The organism is Amycolatopsis sp. DG1A-15b (assembly GCF_030285645.1).
Lineage (GTDB): Bacteria > Actinomycetota > Actinomycetes > Mycobacteriales > Pseudonocardiaceae > Amycolatopsis.
In genome coordinates, this window is record NZ_CP127296.1 from 1,034,568 (window position 1) to 1,050,744 (window position 16,177).

A 16,177-nucleotide genomic window follows, 5' to 3' on the forward strand; every position below is an offset into this window, starting at 1 on the left:
GGTAGTGGCGCCGGTGCGGTGGGGCGGGTTCACAGCAGGCCCACCGCGGTGTCGACGGCCTTGGCGACGTCGCCGTCGTGGGGGTAGAGCAGCGACCGGCCGACGACCAGGCCCTGCACCGTCGGCTGGGTCAGCGCCCGCTGCCAGGCGGCGAAGGCCGCGTCCGGGTCCTGCACCTCGCCGCCGAGCAGGACGACCGGCAGGGTCGAGGACGCGAGCACGCGCTCCATGTCGGCCACGACCGGGAGCTTGAGCCACGTGTAGGCCGAGGAGCGGCCGAGTCCGGCGGCGATCGTGATCGACTTGATGACGGCGTCGGGGGAGAGGTCGTTCTTGACGCGCCCCTCGACCCAGGTCGACAGGAACGGCTCGACCATGGCGATCAGCTTGCGGTCGGCCAGCTCGTTGACCGCCTTCGCGGTGTTCTCCAGGACGCTGGGCGTGGCCGGGTCCTCCAGGCAGATCCGGGTCAGGGTCTTGCCGCCGTCGAAGCGCATCCGCTCGATCGCTTCCGCGTCGTAGCAGGCGAAGCGGTCGTCGATCTCGAAGCTCGACCCGGCCAGCCCGGTGCGGTTCATCGACCCGATCACCGTCTTGCCGTCGAGCACGCCGAGCAGCAGCAGGTCGTCGATGACGTCCGCGGTCGCCAGGACGCCGGTGACCCCCGGGCGTTCCAAGGCCAGGCACAGCCGCTCCAGCAGCTCGCCGCGGTCGGCCATCGCCGACGGGTGGCCGCCCACCGCGTTCGCCCCGCGGGCGGGATGGTCCGCCGCGATGATCATCGTGCGGCCCTTGTCGTTGAAGAGCGATTCGGCCCGGACGCGGTTCGCGGCCGCCTCGGCGATCGCCCCCGGGTCGTGCACGCGTTGGGCGACGATGCGCCGCAGCACGTCGGTCACAGGTCCGCTCCCCGCTGATCTCCGGACACGCCCTTCGTGCCCCTGCCGTCGACCATTCCAGCGAGACGGAGACTTTGTCAAGACATATGGACAACTCGTCATCCCAACAGGTGGTGCCGAAGCGGTAGGCTTCGCGGATGAGCAAGCCGGACGTCACCTTCCCGGCCTGGGACGCGGGGCGCGAGATCGTCCTGGATCCGGGCAGTCCCGAGCCGCTGTACTTCCAGGTGTCCCGGCAGCTGCACGCCGCGATCGCGGACGGCAGGCTGCCCGCGGGGGCGCGGCTGGGCAACGAGGTCGACCTCGCCGCGCGCCTGCGCCTGTCGCGGCCGACGATCCGCCAGGCGATCCAGACGCTGGTCAACCAGGGCCTGCTCGTGCGGCGTCGCGGGGTCGGCACCCAGGTCGTCCGCACGAAGGTCGCCCGGCCGCTGCGGCTGAGCAGCCTGTTCGACGACCTCGCCGGCCTGGGCGGCAAGCCGGAGACGGCGGTGCTGGTCAACCGGGTCGAAGAGGCGGGCACCGAGGTGGCCGAGCTGCTCGAAGCGCCGGGGCTGGCGCACGTCCGGCGGCTGAAGCGGCTCCGCTCGACCGATGGCGAGCCGCTCGCCCTGATGAACAACTACCTGCCCGACGGTGTCATCGACCCCGGCGACGACGAGCTGCGCGAGCGCGGGCTCTACCAGCTCCTGCGGTCGGCGGGGGTGCGGCTGCACGCGGCCGAGCAGAACATCGGCGCCCGGCTCGCGACCGAAGAGGACGCTGAACTGCTCCGGGAGGAGCCGGGAGCGGCGTTGCTCACGATGCAGCGCACGACGTACGACGACGCCGGCCGGGTGGTCGAGTACGGGTGGCACGTGTACCGGGCGTCCCGGTATTCCTTCAACCTCTCGCTGACCAACGGGCCGCAGTAGGACAGCGCGGGCCGCCGTGGCCAGCCGCGGCGCCGCGGCTACGGCAGGAGGGTCCGGCGCAGGGCCAGCACGACGGTGTCGTCGGCGTGCAGGACGACGTCGTGCATCCGGGTCACCAGTTCCCGGGGCAGCCCGGCGGCCGGCCGGGCGCCCAGCCGCTCGGCCAGGGCCAGCAGCCGGGACTGCCCTTCGTCGATGTCCTTGCGGCTTTCCACCAGGCCGTCGGTGTAGAGCAGCACCGTGTCGCCCTCGGCCAGGACCACGTCGACCAGTTCGCGGCTGCCCGGGTCGGGGAAGCCGACCCCGCGGCCGGGCACCGGGGCGGGCAGCAGCCGCGCCGGCTCGGCCGCCGTGACCAGCACCGGCTCCGGGTGGCCGCCGTTGGCGAACCGGGTGCGGCCCGTTACCGGGTCCACGCGGGCCAGCAGCACGGTGGCCATCAGGCCCGGCTCGATCGCCGCCAGGGTGTGGGACGTACGCGCGATCAGGTCGCGGAACGGGTGGCCCTCCAGGGCGAGCGTGCGGATCGCGTGCGTGACCGTCAGGGCGTGCCGGGTCGAGGTGACGCCGTGGCCGACCGCGTCGACCAGGGTCACGTGGACCTGGCCGTCGGGCAGGACGAACCAGTCGTACAGATCGCCGCCGGTCGGGGAGTCCTGGTCGGTCGGCGAATAGTGGACGGCCAGCTCCAGGCCCGGCACCGCCGGCGGCCGCGGGCGCAGCGCGTCCTCCAGCTCGCGGAAGATGGCCGCGTGCGCCCGGCGGAGCTGCTCGTCGCGCTGTTCGAGCTCGACGTACATCGCCAGCACGCCGCTGTTGGTCTCCGCGAGCTCGTGCTTGAGGTTCCGTTGCTCGTGGGCGAGGGTGTCGGCGCGGGCGACCAGCGCCAGCATCTCTTCGCGCGTCGCCCGGTCGTCGTCGGGGTCGGCCGGGGCCGCCGGCCCGCCGGCGGTGAGGTGCCAGGTCAGCGTCCGGCCGTCGCCGCGCTCGGGCAGCAGCGGCAGGGCGTTGCGGCTGCCCTGGCTGACGGCGTGGTCGAGCCGCACGGTGACGGCCAGCCGCCGGTCCGACGCCGCCGTCGCCACGTCCACCGTTTCGCCCGCGGTGAGGGCGGGCTCGGCCAGCAGGGTGACGGCGAGGACCAGCCGCCCGCGGTCGTCGGCGGGCACGCCGGCCTGGGTGCAGGCCGTGCGGAGGCGCCGCCGGATCCGGGCCAGGTCGGGGCGCATCAGGCGGACCGGTCCGCGCTGAGGGCGAGCATCGCCGCGTCGTCGCGGGCGTTCCGGTGCCGGTGGGCGAGGTCCGCGGCGAGCAGCAGCAGGTCCGGGGTCCGGCCGGGGACGCGCCAGCCGGTGCCGACGCCGTCGGTGTGCAGGACGACGACGTCGTCGTCGGCCAGCGTCAGGTGCCGGACCGGCGCCGAGGGCAGGGAGAACCCGACGATGCCGGGGGTGCTGAGCAGCAGCCGGGACGGCCCGTCGCCGAGACTCGCGCCGCTGACGTTGCCGACGCCGCAGAACTCGAGCCGCCGCGGCGCGATCCGCACGAGCGCGACCGCCGCGCCGCGGGTCGTGCGCAGCGCCCGGTGCATGTTCGTCAGCTGGTGGGACAGCGGGCGGTCCGGGTTCTCGGTGAACACCCGCAGCGCGGCGTCGGCGGCTTCGGCGGCGTCGGGGCCGTGGCCGAGCCCGTCGGCGACGACCGCGGTCCGGCTGCCGGTGACGTCGGCCAGCGCGACGGCGTCACCGCAGTACTCTTCGCCGTCGCGGGGCAGGCGGAAGTGCCCGATCGCGCGGCGGGGCGGCGGCACGGCGGGGTCCAGCAGGCGGGCGGCGGCGAGGGTCCCGGCCGCGGGCGAGGACGTGATCCGGAACTCGGCCGCCATCCGTTTCACCGCGCCGAGGCCGGCGCCCATCGTGGCGGTGGTCGTGTTGCCGTCGAGCAGCCAGTGGTCGAGGTCGGCCATGCCGGGGCCGTCGTCGGCGGCCAGCACGTCGACGCCGCGCCCGGTGAGCGAGCTGTGACAACCGGGGCTTTGCCCCGGGCCGGGGGCTTCGCCACCCGGACCCCCGAAAAGCGAGTGCTGCACGAACACCGAGCCGCCGCGGGTGTGCTTGTCGATGTTGCCGGCGAGCTCGGCCGCCACCACCGCGGCGCGGTCGGCGAGCACGCTCGCCAACCCGGCCTCGTGCGCGGTTTCGCGGGCGACGCGGGCGGCGGCGTACCCGGCGCTGGGGTGCTCGACGCGGATCTGGCGCGTCAGGCCGGCAACGATGGTGGTCATGGCTTCCAGCGCACGACGGTGACGGTGGTGCCGCGGCCGGGGGCGGTGTCGAGGTCGAATTCGTCGACCAGCCGCCGGGTGCCGCCGAGGCCGTGCCCGAGCCCCGCGCCGGTGCTGAAGCCGTCGGTCATCGCCTGGTCGACGTCGGCGATCCCGGGGCCTTCGTCGCGCACTCGCAGCCGGAGCCCGAGCCGCCCGGCCCGGTTCCGCACGGCCTCGACGGTCATGGTGCCGCCCCCGCCGTGGATGTAGGCGTTGCGGACGAGCTCGCTGGCCGCGGTGACGATCTTCGTCTGGTCGACGATCGAGAACCCGGCGGCGACCGCGGCCGCCCGCACGGCGTGCCGGGCGGCGAGGAGGTCCTCCTCCACCCGGACCGGGTGTTCGCCGGACGGGATGGTCCGCTCGTCAGGAAGCATGAGGTGCTTCTCCGGCGGACTCGGCGGGACGGCGCCAGCCCAGCAGTTCCATCGCCTGTTCCGCGTTGAGGGCGGTCCGCACGCCGGTGAGCTGGAGCCCGAGCTCGGTCAGGGTCAGTGCGACGGCCGGGCGCATCCCCGCCACGATCATCCGCGTGCCGAGCAGCCGCCCGGTGGCGGCCAGCTGCATGAGCACGCGGGCGACGAAGGAGTCGATGATCTCCAGCCGGGAGATGTCGATGATGACGCCGCGGATGCTCTCGTTGGCGATCCGCGTGGTCAGCTCGTCGGTGAACGCGAGCGCGGTCTTGTCGTCCAGGTCGTTCAGCAGCCCGCCGAGCAGGATGTCGCCGAGCCGCAGGATCGGCACGCCGGTGTTCACCCGGTCACCGGTCCCGGGCGGCCGCTGTCGCCGAGCAGCTGCATCGCGGTCGCCAGCGCGTCGGCCAGCGAGCCGCGGGTGACGATGTGCGAGAGGTCGATGCCCAGCTGGGTGATGGTCTGCGCGATCGACGGCCGGATGCCGCTGATCACGCACTCCGCGCCCATCAGCCGGACGGCGCTGACGGTCTGCAGCAGGTGCTGCGCGACCGCGGTGTCGACGGTCGGGACGCCGGTGATGTCGATGATCGCCACCCGGGCCTCGTTGGCCTGGATCGACTCCAGGAGGCTGTTCATCACGACCTGGGTCCGGGCGCTGTCGAGCGTGCCGATCAGCGGCACCGCGAGGACGTGGCGCCACAGCCGCACGACGGGCGTGGACAGCTCGAGCATCTGGCTGTGCTGCTCGCGGATGATCCGCTCGCGACCGGCGGAGTAGACCTCGAACGTCAGCACGCCCGCGCTGTCGAGCAGTTCGTTGACCAGCAGCGCGGCCCGGTAGCGCAGGGCGGAGTCGTCGGTGTGCCGCTCGATCGCGCTCAGCATGGTGCGCTTGAGCGCGAGGATCGCCATGGCGGTGGCCGACGGCTGGGCGCCCGCGCGGGCCCGGCGCTCCGACAACGACGTCAGTGCGTCCCGCACCGCGGGATCCTGGTCGACGATCCGGGACACCGGCAGCGTGCCGCCCAGCGCGGCCCGGAGGGCATCCAGCAGTTCGACGGCCTCGCGCCGCAGTTCCTGCCCGCTCCGGTCGCCTTCGCGCGGCTCCTGCCCGGCCCAGTCGCGGGCCAGCGTGGCCCGGTCTTCCTCCAGCATGCGCGCCAAGACCGTGCGGACCTGGCTGTCGTCCGTGCCCAGCACCGACTTCTCCTCCGGTGTTCGGGGCGCGCTCTGCTGTACGCCGACCTGATTATTGCCATATAACAACAGTTGTATCAGGAATGCAAATCCGGGGGGTCCCCGGCCGCCTCGGCCAGGGCCCGGTACTCCAGCAGCCCCGCCTCCAGCGCGTCCCGGCCCGCGGGGCTCATCTTCGCCACCAGGGCCTGGACGCGGTCCCGCCGCCGCGCCCGCAGGTCCTGCAGGTAAGCCCGCCCGCGGTCGGACAGCCGCAGCACCAGTTCCCGCCGGCTGCGCGCGCTGGGCAGCCGTTCGAGGAACCCGACCGCCTCCAGCCGGTCGCAGAGCCTGCTGACCAGCGGCGGCGTCGAGCCCAGCTGCTCGGCCAGCTGCCGCAGGTTGACCCCGTCGTGGCGGTCCAGCGCGACGACCGCGCGCAGCTGCGACACCGACAGCGGACGCGGCGACACGTCCCGCTCGCCCTCGAGCACCGCCTCCAGGAGGCGGGCGAGGTCCGACACGGCAGCCGTCCCGTCCGGGCCGGGCTGCTCGCGGGATCGATCCACGGCGTCCACTCTGGCATCCCTATGCTGAACCGGCAGCACAGCTCACACGACTCGCCGTGGACCGGCGCGCCGGAGCGGCGCAGACTCGACAGAACCGACCCGGCGCCGGCGCGGGGCGGACCCGTGAGCAGGAGGCAGGCGTTGGACAGATCCCTGGCGGTGGAACGACTCCTGCGTGACGTACCGCCGCACGACCTGCCCGGGGCGTTGCGCTCGGGGCTCGGCGAGCACTTCGGCGCCGAGGCGGTCGAGCTGCTGATGGCCGACTACGCACTCACGGAACTCTGCCAGGTGAGCGAACAGCCCTACACGGCGGAGCCGATCCCGGTCGACGGCACGACCCAGGGGGCCGCGTTCCTCGCGCAGGCGGCGACGTTTTCCCGCGACGGCGACCGCGTCACCGGCTACCTGCCGGTCAGCGTCCGCGGCGACCGGCTCGGCGTCCTGGCCGTCACCCTGCCCCGCGAACCCGAACCGCCGGTGTGGGCCGAGCTCCAGCGGTTAGCCGAAGCGGTGGCCCGCGAGCTGTTCGTCGCCGACCGGGACACCGACCTCTACATCCAGGCGCGGCGGTCTTCGCGGCTGACGCTGGCCGCGGAAATGCAGTGGCAGCTGCTGCCCGGGCGGGCCTGCACCCGCGCCGAATTCGCGCTCGGCGGTCAGCTGGAGCCCGCCTACGCCATCTACGGGGACTGCTTCGACTGGTCGGCGTCCGCCCGGAAGCTCGCGGTCACGCTGATCAACGGCATGGGGGAGGGCAGCGAAGCGGCGCTGCTGACCAATCTCGCGGTGAACGCGCTGCGCAACGCCCGGCGCGCCGGGATCCCACTCGACGCGCAGGCCGAACTCGCCGACCAGGCGCTCTACGCGCACTACCGCGGCGCCGAGCACGTGGCCGCGCTGCTGCTGGAGTTCGACCTCGGCACCGGTGCGGTCACCGTGGTCGACGCCGGCTCGCCGCGGCTCTGGCGGCTGCGCGACGGGAAGGCCGAGCGGATCCTGTTCGACGAACAGCTCCCGCTCGGCACGTTCGACGGCACGATCTACACGCTCGAGGGCTTCCAGGCGGCCGACGGCGACCGGTTCGTCTTCGTCAGCGACGGCGTCTACAACGCGCTCGGCCCGCACGGCGAGCGCTACGGGGATCGCGAGCTCGCCGAGGCGGTGACGGCGACCGCGGAGCTGCCGGCGGCACACGTGCCGGGCGCGGTGCTGCGGGAGCTCTCCACCCGCCGCCACGGCAGCCAGGCCGAAGACGACGCGATGGTGGTGTGCCTCGACTGGTTCGGCTCGACGCCGTTGTCCGGCACCGGGACCGGCCCGGCGGTGACCGTGCGGCGCACCGACGCGGACCGGTAGCGGGCGGCTCGGGATCACGCGGCGGCCGAGGGCTGCCGCTCGCGGGGGGCCGTCCGGCCCGCACCGGTGACGGCGGCGAGCACTTCGTCCGCGTCGAGGGCCGGGTCCCACAGTGCGCAGCCGACGACGTGGGCGAGCTTGCGCCGCCGGTGCTGCGGGGAGTCGGTGAGGGCGACCTCGGTCGGGCGGCCCTTCTTGACCGCGTGGACCGCCCGGGTCACGAGGATCGCCTCCTGGCGGGTGGTGCCGAGTTCCGCGGCCGCGGCGAAGATCCGCTCCGCCGCGGCGCGCGCGTTTTCGTTCATCTTCCGCCCGTCAGGCCTGGATTTCCCGGCGGTCGGATCGGTCTCCGCCGATCTCGATGCGCCGCGGCTTGGCCTTCTCGGCGACCGGGATGCGCAGCGTCAGCACGCCCGCTTCGTAGTCGGCGGCGATGTGGTCGGTGTCGAGGCTCTCGCCGAGGAACAGCTGGCGCGAGAAGACGCCCAGCGGCCGTTCGGAGACGTGCATCTCGACGTTGTCACCGCCGGGGAGCGGGCGGCGCTCGGCCTTGACCGTCAGCACGTTGCGCTCGATGTCGAGGTCGATGGCGTCCGGGGCGACGCCGGGCAGGTCGAAGCAGACCACGAACTCGTCGCCGGCGCGGTAGGCGTCCATCGGCATCGCGGCCGGCTTCGACCAGGTTCCGGCGGTGCCGAGGACCTGCTGGGTGAGGCGGTCCAGCTCACGGAACGGGTCGGTGCGCATCAACATCGGTGTCCTCCTTCTGGCTTCGACGGTGGGTGTCAACACGCACTACTGTTCTAGCATGTCATCTAAACGATGACAAGTATGAAGTCATCATCAAGATGACAGAATGATTCGACCGGCGCCGGGAACACGGATGGGGAGATCCATTCCCGTATCCGAGGAGCCACCGTGTCCGAGCAGCCCGCCCAGCAGCAGACCCCGCCCGGGACGACCGCCGCGATGACGCCGCGGCCCGACCACGGCGAACACACCTACCGCGGCTCCGGCAAGCTGACCGGCAAGGCGGCGCTCATCACCGGGGCGGACAGCGGCATCGGCCGCGCGGTGGCGATCGCGTACGCGCGCGAAGGTGCCGACGTGCTGATCTCCTACCTCGACGAGCACGAAGACGCGGAAGAGACGCGGCGCTGGGTCGAAGAGGCCGGGCGCAAGGCCGTCGTCGTGCCCGGCGACGTCGCCGACCCGGCGCACTGCCGGGCTCTCGTCGCCCGCGCGGTCGAGGAGTTCGGCCGGATCGACGTCCTGGTGAACAACGCCGCCTTCCAGATGACCCACGAAACCCTGGAAGAGATCCCGGACGAGGAGTGGGACCGCACCCTCGCCATCAACCTGAGCGCGTTCTTCCACCTCGCCAAGGCGGCGGTGCCGCACATGAAGCCGGGCGCGTCGATCATCGGCAGCTCGTCGGTGAACTCCGACAACCCGACCCCGCAGCTGCTGCCCTACGACGTGACGAAGGCGGGCATCGCGAACATGTGTGCGGCGCTGGCGCAGCTGCTGGGGCCGAAGGGCATCCGGGCGAACAGCGTCGCGCCGGGGCCGATCTGGACGCCGCTGATCCCGTCCACCATGCCGGAGGAGCAGGTCAAGTCCTTCGGCGAGCAGGTGCCGCTGGGCCGTGCCGGCCAGCCGGCCGAGCTGGCGCCGGTGTACGTGCTGCTGGCCTCCGACGACGGCAGTTACGTGTCCGGGGCCCGCGTCGCGGTGACGGGTGGCGCGCCGATCCTCTGAGCCCGAAGGCCGGAAAGCCGCCGGATCCCCTCGGTCCCGGCGGCTTTCCGGTGCTCAGTGCCGCCCGAGGTGCGCGCAGACGGCGAGGTTGCCGGCGACGCAGGCCGCGAACAGCCACGGCAGCGCCACGAAGATCCCGGCGGCCAGCAGCGCCAGGGTGACGGCGTCCAGGCCGAGGCACAGCAGCAGCCGCCCCGGTACGCCCGGCTGCAGTCCTCGCTCGATCCCGCGCAGCCGCCGCCGTTCCCACGCTCGCAGCGGCGGGCCCGGGTCAGCGGCCGCGGGGGTCGTCACTCTCGCCCTGCTCGTCGGGCTGGGTGGCGCCCGCGAGAACCTCGGCCGGCGACGCCTTGCCACCCGGGTGGCCGCGGGTGATGTGCCCTTCGTCGCGCATCCGCTCGACCATGTGCGGGTAGTGCAGCTCGAACGCGGGGCGTTCGGACCGGATCCGGGGCAGCTCGAGGAAGTTGTGCCGGGGCGGCGGGCTGGTGGTGGCCCATTCGAGCGAATTGCCGAAGCCCCAGGGGTCGTCGACCTCGATGGGGTCGCCGTAGCGGTAGCTCTTGAAGACGTTCCAGATGAACGGCAGCACCGAGAGGCCCAGCAGGAACGCGCCGATCGTGGAAACCGTGTGCATCCAGGTGAAGCCGTCGCTCGAGAGGTAGTCGGCGTAGCGGCGCGGCATGCCGGCGTCGCCGAGCCAGTGCTGGATGAGGAACGTCGTGTGGAAGCCGATGAACGTCGTCCAGAAGTGCCACTTGGCCAGGGGTTCGTCGAGCATCCGGCCGGTGATCTTGGGGAACCAGAAGTAGATGCCGGCGAAGGTCGCGAAGACGATCGTGCCGAAGAGCACGTAGTGGAAGTGGGCGACGACGAAGTAGGTGTCGTGGACGTGGAAGTCCAGCGGCGGGGAGGCGAGGAGGATCCCGGTCAGCCCGCCGAGCAGGAAGGTGACGAGGAAGCCGACCGACCACAGCATCGGCGACTCGAACGTCAGCTGCCCCTTCCACATCGTGCCGATCCAGTTGAAGAACTTGATCCCGGTGGGCACCGCGATGAAGAACGTCATGATCGAGAAGAAGGGGAGCAGCACGGCGCCGGTGGCGAACATGTGGTGCGCCCACACGACCGCCGACAGCCCGGTGATCCCGATGGTCGCGAACACCATCAGCTTGTAGCCGAACAGCGGTTTCCGGCTGAACACCGGGATGATCTCGGTGACGATCCCGAAGTAGGGCAGCGCGACCACGTAGACCTCGGGGTGGCCGAAGAACCAGAACAGGTGCTGCCACAGGATCGCGCCGCCGTTCTCCGGGTCGAAGACGTGCGCGCCGAGGTGCCGGTCGGCCAGGAGCGCGAACAGCGCCGCGGTGAGGATCGGGAACGCGAGCAGGATGAGGATCGAGGTGAACAGGATGTTCCAGGTGAAGATCGGCATGCGCCACATGAGCATCCCGGGGCAGCGCAGGCACACCACGGTCGTGATCATGTTGACCGCGCCGAGGATCGTGCCGAGACCGGTGACGATCAGCCCCGAGATCCACAGGTCACCGCCGACGCCGGGGGAGTGGATGGCGTTGGACAGCGGTGTGTAGGCGGTCCAGCCGAAATCGGGCGGGCCGCCGGGCGTGGCGTAGGCGGAGAGGACGATGGTGCCGCCGAACAGGTACAGCCAGTAGGAGAACGCGTTGAGCCGCGGGAACGCCACGTCCGGCGAGCCGATCTGCAGCGGCAGGACGAAGTTGGCGAACCCGAACAGGTTCGGCGTGGCGTAGAGCAGCAGCATGATCGTGCCGTGCATGGTGAAGAGCTGGTTGTACTGCTCCGGCGAGAGGAACTGCAGGCCGGGCCGGGCCAGCTCGCCGCGCATCAGCAGGGCCGTCAGGCCGCCGATCAGGAAGAACCCGAACGACGTCGTCAGGTACAGCACACCGATCGTCTTGTGGTCGGTGGTGCGGATGGTCTTCAGGATCGTCGCGCCGCGCTTCCCCCGCCACACCGGGCGGTGGGGGATCGGAGCCGGGCGTGTCACCGTGTCGGTCATCGGACTCCCACCTGCCGCTACCGGGGGAAACGTGCCTGTTCTCGCGCGCGTACCCACGTCCGGGCGCGGATACACCCGGCGATCCGGTATTTCTGCGGCGGGTCAGCCACGGCCGGCCGTGGCTGACCCGCCGCCGCGCTACCCCGCCTGCTCCCCGGTGCGCAAGAGCATGGTCAGCGACCGGCCGCCGACGACGAGGGTGCCCTTGCCCGGCACCGTGCGCGGGGTCGCCAGCCGGTCGCCGGCCACGCCGCCGACCAGGACGCCGCCCACGGACCGGTGGAACACCTCGCCGGTGGCCGAATCGAGCACGATCGCCCACTCCTCGCCGTATTCGCCGTCGGGGATCGTCATCGTGATGTCGTCGTCGTGGGCGTTGAAGCAGAGCAGGAACGAGTCGTCCACCACGCGCTCCCCGCGGGCGTCGAGGTCGGGGATCGCCGTTCCGTTGAGGAAGACCATGATGCTGCGGCCGAAGCCCGCCTCCCAGTCCTGGTCGGTCATCTCGTCGCCCGCCGGGGTGAACCAGGCGATGTCGCGCAGCTCGTCGCCGCGGCGGATCGGGCGGCCGGCGAAGAAGCGGCGGCGGCGGAACACCGGGTGCTGGTGGCGCAGATCGACCACCGCCGAGGTGAACTCGAACAGCTCGCGGTTGCGCTCCAGCAGGGACCAATCCACCCAGGACAGCTCGTTGTCCTGGCAGTATGCGTTGTTGTTGCCCTGCTGGGTGCGGCCGAACTCGTCGCCGTGCAGGATCATCGGCACGCCCTGCGACAGCAGCAGGGTGGCGATCAGGTTCCGGCGCTGGCGGGCGCGCAGGTCGAGGACCTTCTCGTCCTCGGTCGGGCCTTCCGCGCCGCAGTTCCACGACCGGTTGTCGTCGGCACCGTCGCGGCCGTCCTCGCCGTTGGCCTCGTTGTGCTTTTCGTTGTAGGACACCAGGTCGTTCAGGGTGAAGCCGTCGTGCGCGGTGACGAAGTTGATCGACGCGAACGGGCGGCGGCCGTCGTTCTGGTAGAGGTCCGACGAGCCGGTGATCCGGGAGGCGAACTCGCCCAGCGTCGCCGGCTCGCCGCGCCAGAAGTCCCGGACGGTGTCCCGGTAGGCGCCGTTCCACTCGGTCCACAGCGGCGGGAAGTTGCCGACCTGGTAGCCGCCGGGGCCGACGTCCCAGGGCTCGGCGATCAGCTTGACCTGGCTCACCACCGGGTCCTGCTGCACCAGGTCGAAGAACGTGGCCAGCCGGTCGACGTCGTAGAACTCGCGGGCGAGGGTGGCGGCGAGGTCGAACCGGAAGCCGTCGACGTGCATCTCCATCACCCAGTACCGCAGCGAGTCCATGATCAGCTGCAGGGTGTGCGGCTGGCGCACGTTGAGCGAGTTCCCGGTGCCGGTGTAGTCCATGTAGTACTGCGGGTCGTTCTCGACCAGCCGGTAGTAGGCCTGGTTGTCGATGCCGCGCATGGACAGCGTGGGCCCGAGGTGGTTGCCCTCGGCGGTGTGGTTGTAGACGACGTCGAGGATGACCTCGATGCCCGCCTCGTGCAGCGTCCGCACCATCGCCTTGAACTCGTGCACCTCGCTGCCCGGGGTCGCGGGCATGATCGAGGCGGCGTATTCGTTGTGCGGCGCGAAGTAGGCGATGGTGTTGTAGCCCCAGTAGTTGGCGAGGCCGCGCTCGGTCAGGGCGTGGTCGTGCAGGAACTGGTGGACCGGCATCAGCTCGACGGCCGTGACGCCGAGGGTCTTCAGGTACTCGATCATCACCGGGTGCGCCAGCCCGGAGTACGTCCCCCGCAGCTCCTCCGGGATGTCCGGGTGGAGCTTGGTCAGCCCGCGGACGTGGGCCTCGTAGACGACGGTCTCGTTGTACGGCACCTTCGGCGGCCGGTCGTTGGCCCAGTCGAAGTACGGGTTGACGACGACCGCGCGGACGGTGTGCGCCGCCGAGTCGTCGTCGTTGCGCTCCTCGGGCCGGCCGAAGCGGTAGCCGAACACGGATTCGTCCCAGTCCACCCGGCCGGTGACGGCCTTGGCGTACGGGTCGAGCAGCAGCTTGGCGGGGTTGCACCGCAGCCCGCCGGCGGGGTCGTGCGGCCCGTGGACCCGGAAGCCGTACTCCTGGCCGGGACCGATACCGGTGACGTAGCCGTGGTGGACGAAGCCGTCGACCTCCGGCAGCCGGATCCGGGTCTCGGTTCCGTCCGGGGCGAACAGGCACAGGTCGACGCGGTCGGCGACCTCGGAGAAGAGCGCGAAATTGGTGCCGACGCCGTCGTAATCGGCCCCGAGCGGGTAGGGGGAACCGGGCCAAGGCTGCACTGGGCCTCCACAGGTGCGAGTGATCTCCGGCCGGAATACCCAGCCGGGCGGCCCCGGACACCGTGACGTCGCCCTCCTCACCCGGACGCACCACCCGGCGCGGGACCGCGGTGCGCACCGCGGTCCCGCGCCGATCCGGCGGTGTGTCAGGTCAGCTTGTTCTTGACTGCCTTGGCCTTGCCCTTGGCCGTGCCCTTGGCGTCCTGGAGAGGTGCGTAGGTGCCGTAGAGGGCAGGGTCGGGTTTGGGTGCGGTGCCGGGGCCGCCGAGGGGTTCGGGGTCCATGAGGTATTCGATGCCGGCGTCGGTGGTCCAGCTGGTGCCTTTGGCGCCGTCGGGGCCGTCGGAGAGGTGCCAGATGGTGTGGTTGTGGGTCTGGTCTTCTTCGTCGAGCAGGGCGTTGGGGACGATCTCGTCTTCCAGCCCGTCGGCTTTGAGCTCTTCGATGGCGGCGAGCCATTGTTTCTGGTGGACGGTGTCGCGGGCGAGGTTGAACTTGAGCATCGCCTTGACGCCGGGGTCGTCGGTCATGTTGTAGAGGCGGGCGGTTTGGAGGCGGCCTTGGGCTTCGGCGGCGACGTTGGCGCGGAAGTCGGCGAGCAGGTTGCCGGAGGCGACGATGTAGCGGCCGTTCCAGGGGTAGCCGTTGCTGTCGGCGGGCAGGGCGCCGCCGCCGGCGACGATGGCCTGCTGGACGTCCATGCCGCCGAGGGTGGCGGCCATGACGGGGTCTTTGACGGCTTCGGCGGTCATGGTGGCCGGGGCGCCTTCGAGGAGGCGGGCGACCATGGTGGCGAGCATTTCGACGTGCCCGATTTCCTCGGTGGCCGTGTCCATGAGGAGGTCCTTGTACTTGCCTTCGATGCGGCAGTTCCAGCCCTGGAACAGGTACTGCATCGTGACGCTCATTTCGCCGAAGGCGCCGCCGATGAGTTCTTGGAGTTTGTGGGCGTAGACGGGGTCGGGCTTTTCGGGCTTGGCTTCGAACTGCAGCAACTTCGTGTGACGGAACACGAGAATTCCCTCCGTCGTCCGGGGTGGCACCGGCGGGGGCCGGCGGTCCAGGGGGCTTTCCCGGTTAGCGGAGGGTTAACCACGGCGATCGCGGACCGTTCGATCGCGCGCGGCCCGGCGAAGGCCGACGCGGTCGCCGAGGCCCGGTGAGGATCGACAACGCCACCACTGCTGTGGTAGTTGAACGCGGAACGTTCGATGGCGAGTGGAGCGATACGTGACCGATCACCAGGAGCGGGTGCCGGCCTGCCGGCGGTACCAGTGCGACGAGCCGGCCCTCTGGCGGAGGATGTGCGCGGCTCACTGGGCTCGCTGGCAGAACGGGACCGACCCGCTCGACCAGCCGGGCGACGACGGCGAGACCCCGGCGCCCCGGGTGTGGCAGCCGCCGTTGCGGGAGAACAGCGTTTCGCAGCGGAAGCCCGGGCGGCCCGGGTGACGCCGGTGGGGAGCCCGGCCCGGGGACTCCCCACCGTGACCGGGTTCAGCGGGCGATCTCGGCCACGGTGACGCCGATCGGCGTGGCCGGGCGGCCGATGAGGGTCCGCAGGTCGTCCGTGGTCTCGGCGAGCAAGCCGGCCTTGATGTCGGCGTCCAGGGCGACGAGGAAGCCGGCGACCGGCTCCGGCAGGCCGGCCTGGGCGAGCACCTTGGCGTGCTCATCGGCCGGGAGGTCGACGTAGCTGATCTCGCGGCCGGTGACCTGGCCGATCTCGGCGGCGAGGTCCGCGTTCGACCAGGCGACATCGCCCGCGAGCTCGTAGACCTTGCCTTCGTGGCCCTCGCCGGTCAGCACGGCGACCGCGGCCGCGGCGTAATCGGCGCGGGTCGCGCTGGCGACCCGGCCGTCGCCGGCGCTGCCGGCGAAGCTGCCGGTCTGCACGGCCTGCTTGATCGTGTCGGCGTAGTTCTCGTGGTACCAGTTGTTGCGCAGGACGGTGGCGGTCAGGCCGGAGGCCTCGATCAGTTCCTCGGTCGCCTTGTGCTCCGGGGCCAGCACGAGCGCCGACGTCGTCGCCTGCGGCGCGCTGGTGTAGACGAGGTGCCGGACACCGGCCTGCTTCGCCGCCTCGATGACCGCCTGGTGCTGGGCGACGCGCCGGCCGACCTCGCTGCTGGAGACCAGCAGCACCTTGTCGGCGTCCTTGAAGGCGGTGACCAGGCTTTCGGGCTCGGTGTAGTCCGCGCGCCGGACCTCGACGCCGCGTTCGGCCAGGTCGGCGGCCTTTTCCGGGGTGCGGACCGCGGCGACGACCTGGTCGGCGGGCAGCTTCTCGAGCAGGCCTTCGACGACGAGCCGGCCGAGGTGGCCGGTGGCACCGGTGACGACGATCATGAGGACTCCTTGAAGTTTCAAGTACCTAGTCCCCTGGAG

Annotated in this window: 18 protein-coding genes; 4 read left to right on the top strand and 14 right to left on the bottom strand. The window is 71.6% G+C overall.

Annotated features, from left to right (window positions below):
* Window positions 1-29: 29 nt before the first annotated feature.
* Window positions 30-899: a Cgl0159 family (beta/alpha)8-fold protein gene (locus tag QRY02_RS04940; protein ID WP_285990299.1), complete on the bottom strand. Its 870-nt coding sequence runs from the start codon at window positions 897-899 to the stop codon at window positions 30-32.
* A 137-nt stretch (window positions 900-1,036) separates the two neighbouring features.
* On the opposite strand from QRY02_RS04940, the gene QRY02_RS04945 reads away from it, so the two are divergent.
* On the top strand, window positions 1,037-1,813 hold the full coding sequence (locus QRY02_RS04945; RefSeq protein WP_285990300.1) for a GntR family transcriptional regulator: 777 nt from the start codon (window positions 1,037-1,039) through the stop codon (window positions 1,811-1,813).
* 38 nt (window positions 1,814-1,851) lie between these two features.
* On the opposite strand, the gene QRY02_RS04950 is transcribed toward QRY02_RS04945, so the two are convergent.
* From QRY02_RS04950 to QRY02_RS04975, 6 genes are all read right to left on the bottom strand, one after another.
* Entirely contained in the window at window positions 1,852-3,042 is a 1,191-nt protein-coding gene (locus QRY02_RS04950; RefSeq protein ID WP_285990301.1) for a PP2C family protein-serine/threonine phosphatase, read from the bottom strand.
* Window positions 3,042-4,097, bottom strand: a complete 1,056-nt coding sequence (locus tag QRY02_RS04955) for a SpoIIE family protein phosphatase (RefSeq protein WP_285990302.1) — start codon at window positions 4,095-4,097, stop codon at window positions 3,042-3,044. The genes QRY02_RS04950 and QRY02_RS04955 overlap by 1 nt, the downstream gene beginning before the upstream one ends.
* On the bottom strand, window positions 4,094-4,516 hold the full coding sequence (locus QRY02_RS04960) for an ATP-binding protein (protein ID WP_285990303.1): 423 nt from the start codon (window positions 4,514-4,516) through the stop codon (window positions 4,094-4,096). Before QRY02_RS04960 ends, QRY02_RS04955 begins: the two co-directional genes overlap by 4 nt.
* On the bottom strand, window positions 4,506-4,898 hold the full coding sequence (locus tag QRY02_RS04965; protein WP_285990304.1) for an STAS domain-containing protein: 393 nt from the start codon (window positions 4,896-4,898) through the stop codon (window positions 4,506-4,508). The genes QRY02_RS04960 and QRY02_RS04965 overlap by 11 nt, the downstream gene beginning before the upstream one ends.
* Entirely contained in the window at window positions 4,895-5,758 is an 864-nt protein-coding gene (locus tag QRY02_RS04970) for an STAS domain-containing protein (protein WP_285990305.1), read from the bottom strand. The genes QRY02_RS04965 and QRY02_RS04970 overlap by 4 nt, the downstream gene beginning before the upstream one ends.
* A gap of 74 nt (window positions 5,759-5,832) precedes the next feature.
* Window positions 5,833-6,258, bottom strand: coding sequence for a MarR family transcriptional regulator (locus QRY02_RS04975; protein WP_285993766.1), 426 nt, complete (start codon window positions 6,256-6,258; stop codon window positions 5,833-5,835).
* A gap of 186 nt (window positions 6,259-6,444) precedes the next feature.
* Between QRY02_RS04975 and QRY02_RS04980 the strand changes: the two genes are divergently transcribed.
* Entirely contained in the window at window positions 6,445-7,662 is a 1,218-nt protein-coding gene (locus QRY02_RS04980; protein ID WP_285990306.1) for a PP2C family protein-serine/threonine phosphatase, read from the top strand.
* A 14-nt stretch (window positions 7,663-7,676) separates the two neighbouring features.
* Here QRY02_RS04980 and QRY02_RS04985 read toward each other — a convergent pair whose 3' ends face one another.
* Together QRY02_RS04985 and QRY02_RS04990 are read right to left on the bottom strand one after the other, a co-directional pair.
* Complete coding sequence (locus tag QRY02_RS04985; RefSeq protein WP_285990307.1) at window positions 7,677-7,967, bottom strand: hypothetical protein; 291 nt, start codon at window positions 7,965-7,967, stop codon at window positions 7,677-7,679.
* A 10-nt stretch (window positions 7,968-7,977) separates the two neighbouring features.
* Window positions 7,978-8,415, bottom strand: coding sequence for an Hsp20/alpha crystallin family protein (locus tag QRY02_RS04990; protein ID WP_285990308.1), 438 nt, complete (start codon window positions 8,413-8,415; stop codon window positions 7,978-7,980).
* A gap of 165 nt (window positions 8,416-8,580) precedes the next feature.
* Here QRY02_RS04990 and QRY02_RS04995 point away from each other — a divergent pair, with 165 nt between their 5' ends.
* Entirely contained in the window at window positions 8,581-9,423 is an 843-nt protein-coding gene (locus QRY02_RS04995; RefSeq protein ID WP_285990309.1) for an SDR family oxidoreductase, read from the top strand.
* A 54-nt stretch (window positions 9,424-9,477) separates the two neighbouring features.
* Here the strand turns inward: QRY02_RS04995 and QRY02_RS05000 are convergent, their stop codons facing one another.
* The 4 genes from QRY02_RS05000 to QRY02_RS05015 all read right to left on the bottom strand — a co-directional run bounded on the left by QRY02_RS05000 (window position 9,478) and on the right by QRY02_RS05015 (window position 14,802).
* On the bottom strand, window positions 9,478-9,717 hold the full coding sequence (locus QRY02_RS05000) for a hypothetical protein (protein ID WP_285990310.1): 240 nt from the start codon (window positions 9,715-9,717) through the stop codon (window positions 9,478-9,480).
* Entirely contained in the window at window positions 9,695-11,467 is a 1,773-nt protein-coding gene (ctaD, locus tag QRY02_RS05005) for an aa3-type cytochrome oxidase subunit I (protein WP_285990311.1), read from the bottom strand. Before ctaD ends, QRY02_RS05000 begins: the two co-directional genes overlap by 23 nt.
* Before the next feature lie 138 nt (window positions 11,468-11,605).
* The gene (glgX, locus tag QRY02_RS05010) at window positions 11,606-13,789 is read right to left on the bottom strand and encodes a glycogen debranching protein GlgX (RefSeq protein ID WP_285990312.1); all 2,184 of its coding nucleotides are present in this window, start codon (window positions 13,787-13,789) and stop codon (window positions 11,606-11,608) included.
* A 146-nt stretch (window positions 13,790-13,935) separates the two neighbouring features.
* Window positions 13,936-14,802 carry a manganese catalase gene (locus QRY02_RS05015; RefSeq protein WP_285990313.1) on the bottom strand — a complete coding sequence of 289 codons (867 nt, stop codon included), beginning with the start codon at window positions 14,800-14,802 and terminating at the stop codon, window positions 13,936-13,938.
* Between the two features lie 217 nt (window positions 14,803-15,019).
* On the opposite strand from QRY02_RS05015, the gene QRY02_RS05020 reads away from it, so the two are divergent.
* Window positions 15,020-15,241 (top strand): hypothetical protein, encoded by a 222-nt coding sequence (locus QRY02_RS05020; protein WP_285990314.1) that lies wholly within the window; start codon window positions 15,020-15,022, stop codon window positions 15,239-15,241.
* 45 nt (window positions 15,242-15,286) lie between these two features.
* On the opposite strand, the gene QRY02_RS05025 is transcribed toward QRY02_RS05020, so the two are convergent.
* Window positions 15,287-16,138, bottom strand: coding sequence for an SDR family oxidoreductase (locus QRY02_RS05025; RefSeq protein WP_285990315.1), 852 nt, complete (start codon window positions 16,136-16,138; stop codon window positions 15,287-15,289).
* Between the last annotated feature and the right edge of the window lie 39 nt (window positions 16,139-16,177).

What these genes read in the sequence shown, in the direction of transcription:
- QRY02_RS04945 (WP_285990300.1), top strand. Translation starts at nt 1,037, where the DNA reads ATGAGCAAGCCGGACGTCACCTTCCCGGCCTGGGACGCGGGGCGCGAG.
- QRY02_RS04950 (WP_285990301.1), bottom strand. Translation starts at nt 3,042, where the DNA reads ATGCGCCCCGACCTGGCCCGGATCCGGCGGCGCCTCCGCACGGCCTGC.
- QRY02_RS04955 (WP_285990302.1), bottom strand. Translation starts at nt 4,097, where the DNA reads ATGACCACCATCGTTGCCGGCCTGACGCGCCAGATCCGCGTCGAGCAC.
- QRY02_RS04960 (WP_285990303.1), bottom strand. Translation starts at nt 4,516, where the DNA reads ATGCTTCCTGACGAGCGGACCATCCCGTCCGGCGAACACCCGGTCCGG.
- QRY02_RS04985 (WP_285990307.1), bottom strand. Translation starts at nt 7,967, where the DNA reads ATGAACGAAAACGCGCGCGCCGCGGCGGAGCGGATCTTCGCCGCGGCC.
- QRY02_RS04990 (WP_285990308.1), bottom strand. Translation starts at nt 8,415, where the DNA reads ATGTTGATGCGCACCGACCCGTTCCGTGAGCTGGACCGCCTCACCCAG.
- ctaD (WP_285990311.1), bottom strand. Translation starts at nt 11,467, where the DNA reads ATGACCGACACGGTGACACGCCCGGCTCCGATCCCCCACCGCCCGGTG.
- QRY02_RS05025 (WP_285990315.1), bottom strand. Translation starts at nt 16,138, where the DNA reads ATGATCGTCGTCACCGGTGCCACCGGCCACCTCGGCCGGCTCGTCGTC.